The organism is Hydrogenophaga sp. 70-12 (genome assembly GCF_001897365.1).
Taxonomy (GTDB): Bacteria; Pseudomonadota; Gammaproteobacteria; order Burkholderiales; family Burkholderiaceae_C; genus Hydrogenophaga; species Hydrogenophaga borbori.
Genome location: NZ_MKSS01000225.1, coordinates 1 through 15,123 on the forward strand (window position 1 = coordinate 1; position 15,123 = coordinate 15,123).

At 71.9% G+C, this 15,123-nt stretch carries 18 protein-coding genes; 8 read left to right on the top strand and 10 right to left on the bottom strand.

Features of this window, described 5'->3' with window-relative positions:
• Together BGO22_RS13055 and BGO22_RS13060 are read right to left on the bottom strand one after the other, a co-directional pair.
• On the bottom strand, nt 1-302 hold a 302-nt coding region (locus tag BGO22_RS13055; RefSeq protein WP_286851193.1), incomplete at its 3' end, for an FAD-binding oxidoreductase.
• Between the two features lie 53 nt (nt 303-355).
• Nucleotides 356-568, bottom strand: a complete 213-nt coding sequence (locus tag BGO22_RS13060) for a hypothetical protein (protein WP_070399570.1) — start codon at nt 566-568, stop codon at nt 356-358.
• Nucleotides 569-761: 193 nt separating this feature from the next.
• On the opposite strand from BGO22_RS13060, the gene BGO22_RS13065 reads away from it, so the two are divergent.
• Both BGO22_RS13065 and BGO22_RS13070 read left to right on the top strand, forming a co-directional pair.
• On the top strand, nt 762-1,328 hold the full coding sequence (locus BGO22_RS13065) for a cob(I)yrinic acid a,c-diamide adenosyltransferase (RefSeq protein WP_204743816.1): 567 nt from the start codon (nt 762-764) through the stop codon (nt 1,326-1,328).
• The gene (locus BGO22_RS13070; protein WP_204743817.1) at nt 1,325-1,663 is read left to right on the top strand and encodes a hypothetical protein; all 339 of its coding nucleotides are present in this window, start codon (nt 1,325-1,327) and stop codon (nt 1,661-1,663) included. Before BGO22_RS13065 ends, BGO22_RS13070 begins: the two co-directional genes overlap by 4 nt.
• Nucleotides 1,664-1,750: 87 nt before the next feature.
• On the opposite strand, the gene BGO22_RS13075 is transcribed toward BGO22_RS13070, so the two are convergent.
• The 3 genes from BGO22_RS13075 to BGO22_RS13085 form a co-directional block, all read right to left on the bottom strand.
• Complete coding sequence (locus BGO22_RS13075; RefSeq protein ID WP_070399567.1) at nt 1,751-2,182, bottom strand: hotdog fold thioesterase; 432 nt, start codon at nt 2,180-2,182, stop codon at nt 1,751-1,753.
• A 2-nt stretch (nt 2,183-2,184) separates the two neighbouring features.
• Nucleotides 2,185-3,477, bottom strand: a complete 1,293-nt coding sequence (locus tag BGO22_RS13080) for a solute carrier family 23 protein (protein ID WP_070399566.1) — start codon at nt 3,475-3,477, stop codon at nt 2,185-2,187.
• Between the two features lie 89 nt (nt 3,478-3,566).
• A complete protein-coding gene (locus BGO22_RS13085; protein WP_204743818.1) occupies nt 3,567-4,244 on the bottom strand; it encodes a TetR/AcrR family transcriptional regulator in 678 nt (225 codons plus the stop codon).
• A 98-nt stretch (nt 4,245-4,342) separates the two neighbouring features.
• Between BGO22_RS13085 and BGO22_RS13090 the strand changes: the two genes are divergently transcribed.
• Nucleotides 4,343-6,499: an acetoacetate--CoA ligase gene (locus BGO22_RS13090; protein ID WP_502686460.1), complete on the top strand. Its 2,157-nt coding sequence runs from the start codon at nt 4,343-4,345 to the stop codon at nt 6,497-6,499.
• 79 nt (nt 6,500-6,578) lie between these two features.
• Here the strand turns inward: BGO22_RS13090 and BGO22_RS13095 are convergent, their stop codons facing one another.
• Entirely contained in the window at nt 6,579-7,223 is a 645-nt protein-coding gene (locus BGO22_RS13095; RefSeq protein ID WP_286851198.1) for an NAD(P)-dependent oxidoreductase, read from the bottom strand.
• Nucleotides 7,224-7,320: 97 nt separating this feature from the next.
• Here BGO22_RS13095 and BGO22_RS13100 point away from each other — a divergent pair, with 97 nt between their 5' ends.
• The gene (locus tag BGO22_RS13100; protein ID WP_286851200.1) at nt 7,321-8,235 is read left to right on the top strand and encodes a LysR family transcriptional regulator; all 915 of its coding nucleotides are present in this window, start codon (nt 7,321-7,323) and stop codon (nt 8,233-8,235) included.
• Nucleotides 8,236-8,247: 12 nt separating this feature from the next.
• Here BGO22_RS13100 and BGO22_RS13105 read toward each other — a convergent pair whose 3' ends face one another.
• The 3 genes from BGO22_RS13105 to BGO22_RS13115 are packed head-to-tail and all read right to left on the bottom strand — an operon-like array spanning nt 8,248 to nt 10,241.
• Nucleotides 8,248-9,156, bottom strand: coding sequence for a DMT family transporter (locus BGO22_RS13105; RefSeq protein ID WP_204743821.1), 909 nt, complete (start codon nt 9,154-9,156; stop codon nt 8,248-8,250).
• Between the two features lie 54 nt (nt 9,157-9,210).
• Nucleotides 9,211-9,723, bottom strand: a complete 513-nt coding sequence (locus BGO22_RS13110; RefSeq protein WP_286851202.1) for a MarR family winged helix-turn-helix transcriptional regulator — start codon at nt 9,721-9,723, stop codon at nt 9,211-9,213.
• The gene (locus tag BGO22_RS13115) at nt 9,720-10,241 is read right to left on the bottom strand and encodes a flavin reductase family protein (RefSeq protein ID WP_070400130.1); all 522 of its coding nucleotides are present in this window, start codon (nt 10,239-10,241) and stop codon (nt 9,720-9,722) included. Before BGO22_RS13115 ends, BGO22_RS13110 begins: the two co-directional genes overlap by 4 nt.
• 74 nt (nt 10,242-10,315) lie before the next feature.
• Between BGO22_RS13115 and BGO22_RS13120 the strand changes: the two genes are divergently transcribed.
• Genes BGO22_RS13120 through BGO22_RS13130 form a run of 3 tightly spaced genes read left to right on the top strand, consistent with a single transcriptional unit; the run spans nt 10,316 to nt 13,470 of the window.
• Nucleotides 10,316-11,368 (top strand): 2,5-dihydroxypyridine 5,6-dioxygenase NicX family protein, encoded by a 1,053-nt coding sequence (locus BGO22_RS13120; RefSeq protein WP_286851204.1) that lies wholly within the window; start codon nt 10,316-10,318, stop codon nt 11,366-11,368.
• Nucleotides 11,365-12,180, top strand: coding sequence for an alpha/beta fold hydrolase (locus tag BGO22_RS13125; protein ID WP_070400132.1), 816 nt, complete (start codon nt 11,365-11,367; stop codon nt 12,178-12,180). Before BGO22_RS13120 ends, BGO22_RS13125 begins: the two co-directional genes overlap by 4 nt.
• Nucleotides 12,181-12,204: 24 nt before the next feature.
• A complete protein-coding gene (locus tag BGO22_RS13130) occupies nt 12,205-13,470 on the top strand; it encodes an acyl-CoA dehydrogenase family protein (RefSeq protein ID WP_502686461.1) in 1,266 nt (421 codons plus the stop codon).
• Here the strand turns inward: BGO22_RS13130 and BGO22_RS13135 are convergent.
• The gene (locus tag BGO22_RS13135; RefSeq protein ID WP_286851207.1) at nt 13,443-14,789 is read right to left on the bottom strand and encodes a D-amino acid dehydrogenase; all 1,347 of its coding nucleotides are present in this window, start codon (nt 14,787-14,789) and stop codon (nt 13,443-13,445) included. The genes BGO22_RS13130 and BGO22_RS13135 overlap by 28 nt on opposite strands.
• A gap of 177 nt (nt 14,790-14,966) precedes the next feature.
• On the opposite strand from BGO22_RS13135, the gene BGO22_RS13140 reads away from it, so the two are divergent.
• Nucleotides 14,967-15,123: LysR family transcriptional regulator (locus BGO22_RS13140; RefSeq protein ID WP_286851210.1), on the top strand; the 157-nt coding region annotated here is incomplete at its 3' end.

The window sequence follows — 15,123 nt, forward strand, 5'->3', positions numbered from 1 at the left end:
TGCACCGCGAGCAGGTGGCCTTCGAGCGAGGAGCCCACGCCGAAGGGAATGACCGGCACCTTGTACTGAGCGCACAGCGCCACGGCGTCGGCCACGTCGCGCGTGGATTCGGCGAACACCACGGCCGCCGGCGGCGGCACGGTGACGAAGGCGGACTCGTCGCGGCCGTGCTGCTCGCGCACCGCCAGGGCGGTGGAGCACTGCGCGCCGAAGCGCTGCTTCAGCGCGGCCAGAAAGGCCTCGGGCACCTCGCGCTGCTCGACGGTGGGCAGCAGGTGGGCGACGTCGGTGGGGGCGTTCATGGGGGCGGTCTCCGGCGCGGTTTCTAAACCGCGCAGTGTACGCCCGGGGGTGTTCAGCGGCGGGGGCCGCGGGCGGTGGGGCCGGGCAGGGCGCCCTGGGCCGAGGGCAGGGACAGGCCGCTGGGCGTGGCGCCCTGGCGGGGTTTCTGCAGGAAGGGGCCGGTGGCGGCGGCGCCGGCGATCACCAGGGTCCAGGCGGCGAGCAGTTGCACGCTGCGCGCCTCGAAGCGCTGGGACAGCGCCTGGGTCTTGCGAGGTCGGTTCATTCGGTCTCCGTTGTCGCCCCAAGCTGCGGGCGATGCCCGCGATTGCAACGCCCCCGTGTGACAGAACCAAGTGCTTTTGCCGGCCGTTGCGCGCTTGACCGGCGCTTGACGCCCGTCACATTTCCCTGCGGGCGGTTACACCCGATCACTGGCGCACAATGCGCCGACGAGCCAGAAGAGGAGACGACCGTCCATGGGCAACCGACTCACCCAGATCGCCACGCGCACCGGCGACGCCGGCACCACCGGCCTCGGCGACAACACCCGCGTGTCCAAGAACCACCTGCGCGTGCACGCCATGGGCGACGTGGACGAGCTCAACTCGCACATCGGCGTGCTGCTGTGCGAAGAGCTGCCGGCCGGCGTGCGCGGGCTGCTGGTGGAGGTGCAGCACCAGCTGTTCAACCTGGGCGGTGAGCTGTCCATCCCGGGCTATGAACTGCTCAAGCCCGAGGCCGTGGCCGCACTCGACGACGCCCTGGCCGAGCACAACGCGGCCCTGCCGCGCCTGCAGGAGTTCATCCTGCCGGCGGGCAACCGCGCGGCCAGCCAGGCGCACGTGTGCCGCACCGTGGCGCGCCGCGCCGAGCGCGCGGTGGTGGCCCTGGGCGACGTGGACGCGGTGCGCGAAGCGCCGCGCCAGTACCTCAACCGCCTGAGCGACCTGATGTTCGTGCTGGCGCGCGTGCTCAACCGCATGCACGGCGGCGACGACGTTTACTGGAAGAGCGAGCGCCTGCAGCGCGGGGCCGCCGAGTGAAGGCCCTGCCGGCGCTGGCCGTGGCGGCGCTGGTGCTGGCGCAGGCCCCGGCGCGCGCCGAACCCGCGCCGGGCGAGCAGGTGGTGCTGAGCTGCGACGCCGTCTACCTGCCCGCGCGCAGCGCCTGGGTGCGCGAGGTGCGCTTCACGCTCGATGAGCGCCGCATCCGCGGCGTGGCCATTGACGGCGTGCCGGTGTACAGCTTCTCGGTGTTCGACACCGTGCTGCTCACTGCGCTGGACAACGAGCGCATCCAGATCGACACCGCCACGCTCACCTGGCGCAGCGATTTCCGCGGGCAGGCCACCTCGGAAGGCCGCTGCACGAAAAAATAGCGCCCCCCGCCACGCTGCGCGCGTCCCCCTCAAGGGGGCGGCACCGACGGCCCGGCGAAGCCGGCTCGGTGGCGCCCCTGGACGGGGTCACTTCGCGCGAGGCGCGAGGACCGACAGGGTGATGCGCGATACGCAGGTGAGCTCGCCCGCGTCGTTGCGCAGGTCGATGTGCCACACCTGCGTGCTGCGGCCGATGTGCACCGGCCGCGTGAGGCCCGTGACCCAGCCCTGCGTGGCGCCCTTGAGGTGGTTGGCGTTGATGTCCAGGCCCACGGCGCGGTGGCCTTCGGGGCAGGTGAAGGCCGCGCCGCAGGAGCCCAGGGTCTCGGCCAGCACCACGCTCACGCCGCCGTGCAGCAGGCCATAGGGCTGGCGGGTGCGCGCGTCCACGGGCACGCGCGCGGCGATGAAGTCGTCCCCCACCTCGGTGAACTCGATGCCCAGCTGCCGCACGGCGGTGCCCTCGTGCAGCTGGTGCAGGATCTCGCAGGAGATGGGGCGGGTCCAGATCGCCGGCATGCTCAGGCCTTCCGGCCGCGGCCCAGCAGCCAGTACAGCACGATGGCGCCGAAGGTCGCGGTACCGATGCCGCCCAGCGCGAAGCCGCCGAACTTGAGCGTGTAGTCGCCCGTGCCCAGGATCAGGGGAATGGCCGCCACCAGCAGGTTGCGGTTGTCCGAGAAGTCGACCCGGTTGTCGACCCAGATCTTGGCGCCGGCGATGGCGATCAGGCCGAACACCACGATGGACACGCCCCCCATCACGGCCAGGGGAATGGTCTGGATCAGCGCGCCGAACTTGGGGCTGAAGCCCAGCACGATGGCGATCAGCGCGGCCACCACGAACATGGCGGTGGAATAGATCTTGGTCGCCGCCATCACGCCGATGTTCTCGGCGTAGGTGGTGACGCCGGTGCCGCCCGAGGCGCCGCTCACGATGGTGGCCACACCGTCGCCGATGAAGGCCTTGCCCAGGTAGGGGTTGAGGTCGCGGCCGGTCATGGCGCTCACGGCCTTCACGTGGCCCAGGTTCTCGGCCACCAGGATGATCGCCACCGGTGCGATCAGCAGCATGGCCTGGGCGCTGAACACCGGCGCGGCGAAGGAGGGCATGCCGAACCAGGCCGCGTTGGCCACGCCGCTGAAGTCGATCGGCTTGCCCAGGCCCAGGCCGTTGGTGAGCACGGCGTAGACCACGCTGGCCAGGATCAGGCCCACCAGGATGAGCAGGCGCTGCACCATGCCGCTCGCATACACGGCCACCAGGCCCACGCTGACGAAGGTGATGGCCTGCATCCAGGCGTCGAAGCCCGTGGGCGCCATGTTCTTGATCGGGATGGCCGCCAGGTTCAGGCCGATCACCGCCACCACCGTGCCAGTGACCACTGGCGGCATGAGCCGCTCGACCCAGCCGGTGCCGACGGCCTGCACCACGAAGCCGATCAGCGTGTAGAGCACGCCGCAGGCGATGATGCCGCCCAGCGCCACGCCCAGGTTGGCGTTGGGCCCGCCGCCGGCGTAGCCGCTGGCTGCGATCACCACGCCGATGAAGGCGAAGCTGGAGCCCAGGTAGCTGGGCACCTTGCCGCCGGTGATGAAGTAGAAGATCAGGGTGCCGATGCCGCTCATGAGGATGGCGACGTTCGGGTCGAAGCCCATGAGCAGCGGCGCCAGCACCGTGGCGCCGAACATGGCGATGACGTGCTGCACGCCCATCACCGTGGTTTGTGGCCAGGGCAGGCGTTCGTCGGGGGCGATCACGCCACCCTGCCCGAGGGTGCTCGCCGGTTTCTCCGTCCAGTTGAAAAGGCCCATCTCACTCGCTCCTCATGTTGTTGTCGTGCCGAAGTGGCACGCGATTGTGCAAGCAAGTGGCGTGCGCGGCGCGTCGCGCACGCGCGGGCTCAGGCCCGCTCGGCCGGCTGCGCGCGGGCGGGCGCCAGCACCGCTCGGATGCCGTTGGCGATGAATTCGCTCAAGCGCTGGGCGCTGGCCGGGCCGGCGCGCGTGCCGGCCACGAGCCGGTCGAGCCGGTGCTCCGCCAGGTGCGCCTGCACCGCGCCCAGGGCGAAGCGCAGCGCGTCGGCCAGGTCGTGGCGCGAGGCCCTGGGCAAGGCGGCCTGCAGGGCGTCGAACAGGCGCTGCAGCAGGGGGTCGACGTGCTCCTGCAGCGCGGGCTCGGCCTCGGGCGCGGCCTGGGCCAGCTCGCGCGCGAGCAGTTGCGCGTAGTGCTGGCTGGCGCTGTGGTGGCGCCAGCGCAGCAGCGGCAGCACGAAGGCCTCGACCACGCGCCGCAGGCCGTCGGCTTCGCCGGGCGCGGCGGCGGCGCGGCGCGCGTCCTCCAGGGCGCGCATGGCCTCGTGGTGCAGCGGGCCGTGGTGCGCGAAGATGGCCCGGAACAAACCTTCCTTGTGGGCGAAGTAGTAGCCCACCAGGGCCAGCGGCACCTTGGCGGCCTCGGCGATCTGCCGCACCGTGACCGCGTGGAAGCCGCGCTGGGCGAAGAGCCGCTCGGCCGCGCGCAGGATGGCCTGCTGGCGGTCGTTGCGTGGCGTGAAAGAGGAGGAGCGTGGCGATGGCATGGCGGCGAAAGGTGGGCGCGTCGCGCAGGCGCGCCGCGGGGACTGACAGTGCGGCGGGACGGCGCTACGCTGCGGCCCGCAACCCCAGCAGGAGCCCCATGCCAACGCCTCCCTACGTGCCCCAGATCCGCCGCTACACCGATTGGCTCGCGCAGCACCGCGGCCTGCGCTTTGACGACTACCACGGGCTGTGGCAGTGGTCCGTCACCGATCTTCCGGCGTTCTGGAAATCGACGGAAGAGTACTTTGGATTGCATTTTGGATGCAATGAAGAGAATGTTTTGTTTCAAAACACCATGCCCGGCACCCGGTGGTTCGTGGGTGGGCGCGCCAACTACACGGGCCAGGTGTTCCGCCACGTGGCGCCGGCCCACGCGGCCGGCATGCCGGCGCTGATCGCCCGCAACGAAAAGGGCCGCCACACCGAACTGGGCTGGCCCGAGCTGCGCCGCCAGGTGGCCGCGCTGGCCCTGCACCTGAAGGCCCAGGGGGTGCGTCCGGGTGACCGCGTGGCCGCCTACCTGCCCAACATCCCCGAGACGGCCGTCGCCTTCCTGGCCGTGGTGGGCATCGGCGCGGTGTGGAGCGTCTGCGCGCCCGACATGGGCACCAACGCCGTGCTCGACCGCTTCCGCCAGATCGGGCCGGTGGCGCTGATCGCCTGCGACGGCGTCACCTACGGCCGCCGCGACATCGACCGCCTGGGCGTGGTGGCCGAGCTGCGCGCGGCCCTGCCCACGGTGCGCCACGTGCTGCTGCACACCAACCTGGCCGATACACCCGATGAGAAGGCGCGCGCGCTGGCGCAGGCCGCGCCCTGCGCGCACCTGGAGGCCGTGGTGGCCCGCGACGACGCCGAGACCGCGGCCTTCGAGCCCGAAGACCTGCCCTTCGACCACCCGCTGTGGATCGTCTATTCCAGCGGCACCACCGGCCTGCCCAAGCCCATCGTGCACGGCCATGGCGGCACGGTGCTGGTGGGCCTGGCGCTCAAGGGCCTGCACAACGACGTGGGCTGCAGCTACGAGCCCAACAGCTGGGGCGAGCGCTACCACTGGTACAGCTCCACCGGCTGGGTGATGTGGAACGCGCAGGTCAGCGGCCTGCTCAATGGCACCACCTGCGTCATCTACGACGGCAACCCGGGCGGCGCCAAGGACGCGCCCGACTGGACCACCCTCTGGCGTTTCGCGGCCGAGACCGGCGTCACCTTCTTCGGCGCCGGCGCGGCCTTCTACGCCAACTGCCTCAAGGCCGGCGTGGACCTGTCGCGCTGCGGCGATCTGTCGCGCGTGCGCGCCCTGGGCAGCACGGGCTCGCCGCTGTCGGAGGACGCGCAGCGCTGGGGCACCGAGCAGTTCCGTCGCCTGCGGGAGCGACCCCCCGCCGGGCCGCTCCCAGGGGGGCCGGCCCCCTCAGAGGGCAGCGGGCCGCGCGAAGCGGGGGAGCGTGCGGGCGACATCTGGTGGTGCAACATCAGCGGCGGCACCGACTTCGCGGGCGCCTTCATCGGCGGCAACCGAGAGCTGCCGCAGACGCCCGGGCGCATGCAATGCCGGCTGCTGGGCTGCGCGGTGCAGGCCTGGAACGAGCGCGGTGAACCGGTGATCGACGAGGTGGGCGAGCTGGTCTGCACCCAGCCCATTCCCTCGATGCCGCTGTACTTCGTGGGCGACAAGGACAACCAGCGCCTGATCGGCAGCTACTTCGACGCCTACCCGCCCGGCCACGGGCGCCGGCCAGGGGGCGGTGACCTCGGCCCCGAGGCCGGCGCCGTCTGGCGCCACGGCGACTGGCTGCGCGTGCTGCCCGACGGCTCCTGCGTCATCTATGGCCGCTCCGACGCCACCATCAACCGCCACGGCCTGCGCATGGGCACGAGCGAGATCTACAGCGCCGTCGAGGCCCTACCCGAGGTGCTCGATTCGATGGTGGTGGACCTGGAGTACCTGGGCCGCGAGAGCTGGATGCCGCTGTTCGTGGTGCTGCGCGAGGGGCACACGCTGGACGAGGCCCTGCGCCAGCGCCTGAACGCCGCGATCCGCCAGGCGCTGTCGCCGCGCTTCGTGCCCGACGCCATCTACCAGGTGGCGGAGGTCCCGCGCACGCTCTCGGGCAAGAAGCAGGAGCTGCCGATCAAGAAGCTGCTGCTGGGCCAGCCGATCGAGAAGGTCATCAACCGCGAGGCCATGGCCAACCCCGGCAGCCTGGACTGGTACGTGCGGCTGGCGCGCGAGCGCGGGGGGGCGGCCTAGGCCGATCCGGCGCCGGTCCGCCTCCCGCCGGATCGGCCCCTGCGCGGGCAGCGACCCGGGCCGGGGGACGCGTGGGGCTTCAGTTCGCCACGGTGAAGCGGCGCCGCCGGTGCTGCGGCTTTTCGATCTCGTCCGCGATGGCCACCGCCAGGTCGGCCACCGAGATGCCCGAGGGCTGCCCGCCCTGGCCGGGCAGCGGCTGGTCGCCGCCCACGCGGTAGCGGCCCGTGCGCTCGCCCGGGGCCAGCAGGACCGGCGGCGACAGGAAGCTCCAGTCCAGCGCGGTGTCGCCGCGCAGGCGCGTGAGCAGGTCGCGCGCGGCCAGCGCGCCCTGTTTCCACTCGGCGGGGAATTCGGGCGTGTCCACCAGCTGCACGCCGGGCGCCACCTCCAGGCTGCCCGCGCCGCCCACGGCCAGCAGGCGTTTCACGCCGGCCTGTCGGGCGCCGGCCAGGATGGCGTCGTAGCCTTGGCCGAACAATTCGTAGATGCGCGGCTCGCTCCAGCCGGGGTTGTAGGCGCTGACGATGGCGTCGTGGCCGCGCACCGCGGCGGCCACCTGGGCGGCGTCCAGCACGTCGGCGCGCACCACCGCCAGGCCGTCGCGGGCGGCGAACTTCTCGGGGTGGCGGGCCAGCGCGGTCACGGCGTGGCCGCGCGACAGCAGTTCGTTCAGCACGGCGCTGCCGACAAAACCGGTGGCACCGATGAGGGCGATCTTCATGGGGAAACTCCTGCGGGTTGTGAATGGCGGTTAGTCTCCTTGCTACACAAAGAAGCCACCAGACGGCAAAATCGGCATTCATTGTGTAGAAAATCTAATGAGTGAAGCCCAGGCCCTGGCCGACAAGTTGCGCCGCATGGCCCTGTTCGCCGAGATCGTCGACAGCGGCTCCATCAGCGCGGCCGCGCGCCGCCTGGGCAGCACGCCGTCCGCCGTGAGCCAGCAGCTGCGCCTGCTGGAGCGCTCCCTGGGTCTGGTGCTGCTGCACCGTTCCACGCGCCGGCTCACGCTCACCGAGGCCGGCGAGCGCTACCACCCGGCCTGCGCGGCCATGGTCGCCCAGGCCCGCAGCGCCGATCAGGCACTGGAGCGCCTGCGCGACGAGCCCGAGGGCGAGCTGCGCCTGGCCGCGCCCATCGGTTTCGGCGATCTGCTGGCCAGCGCCCTGGAGCCGCTGCGGCGCCATCCGCGTCTGCACCTGCACCTCTTGCTGGACGACACGCCCATCGACCTCATCGCCGAGCGCGTGGACCTCGCGCTGCGCGTGGGCCGCTTCACCGACTCGGCCCTGGTGGCGCGCCGCCTGGGCGAGCTGCAGCGCGTGCTGTGCGCGGCGCCGCGTTACCTCGCCGAGCGCGGCTGGCCGCGCGACCCCGGCGAGCTGGCCGGCCACGACTGGCTGGGCCTGCCGCCGCGCAGTGGCGCGGCGACGGCGCTGGCGTTCCAGGGGCCGCAGGGCGCGCGCGCCGAGGTGCGTGTGGAGCCGCGCGTGCTGGCGTCGCAGGTGACGGTGCTGGAGGCCCTGGCGCTCGAAGGCTGGGGCCTGTATGTCGGCATGCGCGACGACGTGGGCGCCGCGCTCGACCAGGGCCGCCTGGTGCCGTTGCTGCCCGACTGGCGCCTGGAGCCGGCCGCGGTGTTTGCCGTCACGCCGCGGCGCGACGAGCAGCCGGCCAAGGTGCGCCACGCGCTGCAGGCGCTGCAGGCGCACTTCGGCGCGCGCGGCGGCTGAGCCGGTTCGGCTTCAGCGCCGGCTCACCAGCACGATGCCCAGCGCCACGCCCCCCAGCGCCAGCATCAGCCGCAGCGTGAGCGGCTCGCCCAGCAGCAGCACGCCGAACACCAGCGCGAACACCGGCGTGAGGAAGGTGAAGGTGCTGATCTGCGTGGCCGGGTAGTGGCGCAGCATCCACATCCAGGCCAGGTAGCTGGCGAAGGCGCCCACCGCCGTCTGCAGCGCGATCGAGCCCCAGGCCAGGCCCGAGTACGACCAGCCCCAGGTCTCGCCCAGCGCCAGCGACAGCAGCGGCGCCACCGCGGCCGTGACGGCCACCTGGTAGAACAGGGTCTTCTCGGCGCTGGCCGTGGCGAGCCGGCTGGCGCGGATGGTCAGCGTGGTCAGACCCCAGAGAAGGCCCGCGCCCAGGGCCATGGCGTCGCCCCGCCACTGGCCGGCCCCGGGCGAGCCGTTCGAGAAGCCCTCGCTGAAGGCCGTGACCACCGCCGCGAAAGCGATCACCAGGCCCACCCACTGCACGCGGCGCAGCCTCTCGCTGGGCACCACGCGCGGCAGCAGCAGAGCCACCACGAAGGGGCTGGTGTAGAGGAACACCGTGAGCCGCGAGGCCGAGGTGAGCTGCAGGCCCAGGTAGATGAAGCTGAACTCGCCCGCGAACAGCAGGCCCGCCAGCAGGCCGGCCTTGAGCGTGCTGTCGCGCTGGAACAGCGGCACGCCGCGCGCGCGGCACCACAGCCACAGCAGCAGCGTGGCGCCCCAGAAACGCAGGCTGGCCTGCCACAGCGGTGGCACCTCGGCCACGGCCACCTTGATCAGGATCTGCTGGAAACCCCAGAACGCGCAGCACGCCACCAGCAGCGTGATGGCGAGGGAATCGAGGTGGGTCTTGCGAACGGGAGGCGTGGCGGGCGGCATGGCCGGTGATTGTGCGGGGCGCCGCGCGGCGCGCGTGTCGCAGGGGTTCTGCGCTCAGCGCGGCTGCGCCAGGCGCTTGAGCTGGGTCTTCAGGCGCTGCACTTCGGTGGCCGACAACTCGGCGAGCATGGCGGCCTCGTGCGCGCGGGCGCGGCGCAGCAGCGGCGCCACCTTCTTCTGGCCGGCGGGCGTGATGGACACCAGCGTGCGGCGCTGGTCCGCGGGGTCGTCGTGCAGGGCCACCCAGCCCTGCGCGACCAGCCGCTGCAGCAGCTTGGTGACGGTGGGCTGCTGACTCAGCACCTCGTGCGCCAGCTGGCCCACCGCCATGGGCGACTCGCCGCTGAGCACCGCCAGCACGCGCCACTCCAGCGAGCCCAGGCCGGCCTCGCGCACCTGGGCGTCGAACTCCTTGAAGAGGGCGTGGTTGGCCTGGCCGAGCAGGTAGCCCAGATAGTCGTCGGTGAAACGTGTGCCCCCACGCTCCGCCGCTTCGCGGGTCGCTGCCCCCCGGGGGGGCTGATCCGTCTTGGGGCGGCCCGGCGGCGGATCGCGCCGCTCCTTCACAGCGGGTGCTCCGCGTAGAAGCGCCCGCCGTGGAACAGCAGCGGCGAGGCGCCGGGCCGGTGGCTGCAGCGCTCCACTTCGCCGACGAAGATCACGTGATCGCCCTCGGTGTACTGGCTGCGGTTGAAGCACTCGAACACGGCGGCCGCGCCGTCGAGCAACGGCGCGCCATGGCCGCCTTCGCTGAAGGCCACGCCGTTCCAGCGGTCGATACCGCGCGCCGCGAAACGCTCGGCCAGGGCCTGCTGGTCGGCCGCGAGCACATTGATGGCGTAGTGCGAGCCGTTGCGGAAGAAGGCCATGGAGCCCGCGTGGTGCGCCAGACTCCACAGCACCAGCGGCGGCGACAGCGAGACCGAGTTGAAGGAGTTCGCGGTGAGGCCGATGAGCGCGCCATCGGGCGCGCGCGCGGTGACGATGGTCACGCCGGTGGCGAACATGCCCAGCGAGGCGCGGAACTCATGCGCCGAGAAATCGGGGGGGCGGGCCGCGTGGCCAGCCTGACGGGCGGGGGACATGGGGCGCAATTTACATGAATTTTCATGAATAATGGCCCGCCAGCGATTCCCACCCCGACAAAAAAGGAGACCCGATGCTGCAGGAGCGGATCGAACCCGCCTGGATCGACGCCTTCGAGGCCCTGCTCAGGCGCTGCGCCCTGCAGCCGGGCGAGGTGGTCGCCATCCTGGGCGAAACGCAGAGCCGGCCGGTGCTGGTCGAGCTGGCGCACCTGGCGGCCGCGCGCCTGGGCGCGCGCTGCTTCCGGCTGACGCTGCCCTCCGTGTTCAGCGGCGACGCGCCGGTGCAGCGCTCCACCGGCGCCAGCCCGGCCATCCAGCAGCTGCAGCCGGTGATCGCCGCGCTCGCGGGCAGCCAACTCGTGATCGACTGCACCGCCGAGGGCCTGATGCACGCGCCCGAGTTGCCGGCCATCCTGCAGGGCAATGGCCAGACGCAGCCGCGCGTGGTGTACGTGAGCGACGAGCACCCCGAGGCCCTGATGCGCCTGCTGCCCGACGAGGCCACCGAGGCGCGCGTGAAGGCGCACCTCAAGCGCCTGCGTGGCGCCAAGCGCTTGCGCGTCGCCTCGGCCGCCGGCACCGACCTGCACGTCGACCTCGCCGGCGCCGTGCTCGGTGGCAACTGGGGCAGCACCACGCGGCCCGGCACGCTCACGCACTGGCCGGGCGGCATGGTGCTGGGCTTTCCCGCGCGCGGCACCGTCAACGGCACCCTGGTGCTGGCCGAGGGCGACGTGAACCTCACCTTCAAGCGCTACATCGAGCGCCCCATCGCGCTGCGCATCGAGGCCGACACGGTCACGCGCATCGAGGGCAGCGGCGTCGACGCCGAACTGCTGCGCGCCCACTACGCCGCCTGGGGCGAGCCCGAGGCCTACGCCGTGAGCCACGTGGGCTATGGCCTCAATCTCAAGGCGCGCTGGGACAGCATGGCGCTCTACGACAAGCGCGACTTCAACGGCACCGAGCTGCGCGCCTTCGCCGGCAACTTCCTCTACAGCACGGGCGCCAACGAGGTGGCCGGGCGGCACACGCGTGGGCACTTCGATTTCCCGCTGCGTGGCTGCACCGTCTGGCTGGACGACACGGTGGTGGTCGACGCCGGCCAGGTGGTGGGCGAATGAACGCGCTGCCCACCTTCACCGCGCTCGGCAGCGGCGCCACCGTGCTGATGCTGCACGGCATCGGCGGCGGCCACCTGGCCTTCGCGCCGCAGGTCGAATCGCTGGCCGGCGCGGGTTACCGCGCCATCGCCTGGGACATGCCGGGCTATGGCCACAGCGCGCCCATCGAGCCCTACACCTTCAAGGGCCTGGCGCAGAGCTGCGTGAACCTCATCGACGCCCTGCAGTGCGAGAGCGTGGTGCTGGTGGGCCACAGCATGGGCGGCATGGTCGCGCAGGAGGTGATCGCGCGCCGGCCCGACAAGGTCAGCCGGCTGGTGCTCGCGGGCACCTCGGCCGCCTTCGGCAAGCGCACCGACGGCCGCGACGCCGAGACCTGGGCGCGCCAGTTCGTCGCCCAGCGCACCGCGCCGCTGGACGCGGGCAAGAGCATGGCCGAGGTGGCCCAGGTGCTGGTGCCGCAGATGGCCGGCCCCGGCGCGCTGCCCGAGGGCCTGCGCCTGGCCGAGCACTGCATGGGCGGCGTGCCCGCCGCCACCTACCGCCGCGCGCTGGACTGCCTGGTCACCTTCGACCGCCAGGCCGCGCTGCGCGACATCCGCGTGCCCACGCTGCTCATCGGCGGCGAGTTCGACCGCGTGGCCGCGCCGTCGGTGATGAAGCAGATGGCCGAGGCCATCCCGAACGCGCGCTACGCCGAGCTCAAGGGCATCGGCCACCTCATGAACCTGGAAGCGCCCGAGGCTTTCGACGGCCTGCTGCTCGACTTCCTGGCCGAGCGCGCGCCCTCGCCGGCGGGCGACTTGCACTGACCACCCCATCCAAGGAGACCGAGCATGCAACGCGAGCCCCTGAACACCGGCCTGGACTTCACCCCCGCCGTGGGCGACATGGCCTTCACGCCATTGCAGCGCGAACTGCTCACGGTGGCGAACCGCCTGGGCCGCGAGAAGTTCGCGCCGCGCGCCGCCCAGTGGGACCGCGAGGCGAGCTTCCCCTTCGCCAACTACGAGGACCTGCGCGAGGCCGGCTTCCTGCGCCTGTGCGTGCCCAAGGACCACGGCGGCCTGGGCGCCGACTACCCCACCTACATGATGGTCGCGGCCGAGGTTGGCCGCTTCTGCGGTGCCACCGCGCTCACCTGGAACATGCACATCTGCAGCACCATGTGGACCGGCGTGCTGGCCGACGGCATCCCCATGACCGAGACCCAGCGCGCCGAGCACGCCGCGCGGCGCGAGCTGCACTTCCAGCGCATCGTCGACAAGGGCGCGGTCTACGCCCAGCCCTTCAGCGAAGGCTCGGCCGCCGCGGCCGGGCGCGCGCCTTTCGGCACCACGGCGAAGAAGGTGGCGGGCGGCTGGCTCATCAACGGCCGCAAGATCTTCGCCAGCCTGTCGGGCGCGGCCGACTACTACGGCATCCTCTGCACCGAAGACGTGGAGGGCAAGGACCCGGACCCGCGCGACACCATGTACATCAGCGTGCCCGCCACCAGCGAGGGCCTGGCCATCAGCGGCGACTGGGACCCGCTGGGCATGCGCGGCACCGTGAGCCGCAACCTCACGTTCAAGGACGTGTTCGTGAGCGACGCCGAACAGCTCATGCCGCGCGGCATCTACTTCGTGGGCGCGCAGACCTGGCCGGCCATGTTCTTCACGCTCGCGCCCACCTACCTGGGCCTGGCCAACGCGGCCTACGACTTCACCGTGAAATACCTGCGCGGCGAGGTCGAGGGCGAGCCGCCGGTGAAGCGCCGCCAGTACCCCACCAAGCAGATCGCGGTGGCGCAGATGCGCCTGCAGCTGGAGGGCATGAAGGCGCTGTTCTCGCGCGCCATCCAGGAGGCGCGGCCCAACCCGGGCAAGGACGAGAAGCTGCGCCTGTACGCCGCGCACCACGCGGTGATGGAAGGCGCCAACGACATCGCGCGCCTGGCCATCCGCACCTGCGGCGGCCAGAGCATGATGAAGCACCTGCCGCTGGAGCGCCTCTACCGCGACAGCCGCTGCGGCTCGCTCATGTTGCCCTGGACGGCCGAGCTCATCGTCGACCGCATGGGGCGCGAGACGCTTTACGAACCGGGCGAGAAGGACGCCTGAGCCGGCGCGCCGCGCGCCGCCCGCGCGGCCTCCATGCCATGGAAGCCGAAGGCCATGGCCGGGCGTTCGCCGCTGATGAGTTCGGCCAGGGCCTTGCCCGAGCCCGCGCCGTGCGTCCAGCCCAGGGTGCCGTGGCCGGCGTTGATCCACAGGCCCTTCACCGGCAGGCGGCCGATCAGCGGGATGTTGGTGGGTGTGGCCGGGCGCAGGCCGGTCCAGAAACGCGGGTTGCCGCCCTCGGCCGGCAGGCGCGTGTCGGCCACGCCGGGGAAGACCTGCTCGATACGGCGGACCAGCATCTCGCCGCGCTGGCGCGCCAGCGGTGTGTCCAGCGAGAGGTCGAAGCCGCCGAGCTCGATGGTGCCGGCCACGCGCAGTTCGTTGCCCAGGCGCGACATCGCGATCTTCAGGCTGTCGTCGATCATGCTCACGACCGGCGCCTGGTCGGGCCTGAGCAGCGGCAGCGTGGCGCTGTAGCCCTTGCCGGGGTAGATGGGCACGCGCACGCCGATGCCCGCCAGCAGCGGCGTCGTGTAAGAGCCGCAGGCCACCACGGTCGCGTCGGCCTTGAGGGCGCTGAGCACGCCGGTGGCGCGGCTGCGCACGCGCACGGCGTTCAGCGCGCCGCCGGTGGCGTCCAGGTGTTCGATGTCGTGGTTGAACAGCAGGCGGGCGCCGCGCGCGGCGCACAGGGCGGCGAGCCGTTGCGTGAAGACCCGCGCGTCGCCCGACTCGTCGCTCTCGGTGAAGGTGCCGCCCACGATGCGATCGGCAAAGGACGACAGCGCGGGCTCGATGCGCAGCAGCTCCTCGCGCGAGACCACGCGGCGTTTCACGCCGAAGCGCGCCATCAGCTCGGCCGCCGCGGCCGCGCCCTCGAAGGACTTTTGGTCCACGTAGTAGTGCGCGATGCCGCGCTCCAGGCGCTGGTACTCAATGCCGGTCTCGCGCACCACGTCCTTGAGCGCCGCGTGGCTGTACGTGCCCAGGGCCACCAGCTGGGCCACGTTGCGCTCGAAGGCCGCGTCGTTGCACTGGGCCAGGAACTGCAGGCCCCAGCGCCACTGCGCCGGGTCCAGTTGCGGGCGGAACAGCAGCGGCGAGGTGGGCGAGAACATCCACTTCAGCGCCTTCAGCGGCGCTTCGCGGTTGGCCCAGGGTTCGCAGTAGCTCACCGAGATCTGCGCTGCGTTGGCGAAGCTGGTCTCCAGCGCGGCGTCGGGCTGGCGGTCCACCAGGGTGACCTCGTGCCCGCGCTGCAGCAGGTGCCAGGCGGTGCTCACGCCGATGATGCCGGCGCCCAGAACGGTGACTTTCATGGCTTTCTCCGAACAGCGGATCGCTGACCCCGGCAGTGTCGGGAAATCGCCGATTCAGGTGAAGCGAGATTCAAGCAAAATCGAGTTCATCAGTTTGACTGATACAAGATCGCACCCAGAGCCCCGCCCGACCGCCCGAAGGGGCTCGCATCGACGCGCATTGCGCGGAGGCCTTTGATGAGCACCTTCGACCCCGACGCCCTGGAATGCCTGGCCGCCATCGTGGAGGAGGGCGGCTTCGAGCGCGCCGCCCAGCGGCTGTCGATCACGCAGTCGGCCGTGTCGCAGCGCCTGCGCGCCCTGGAAGCGCAGGTGGGCACGGTGCTGATCGTGC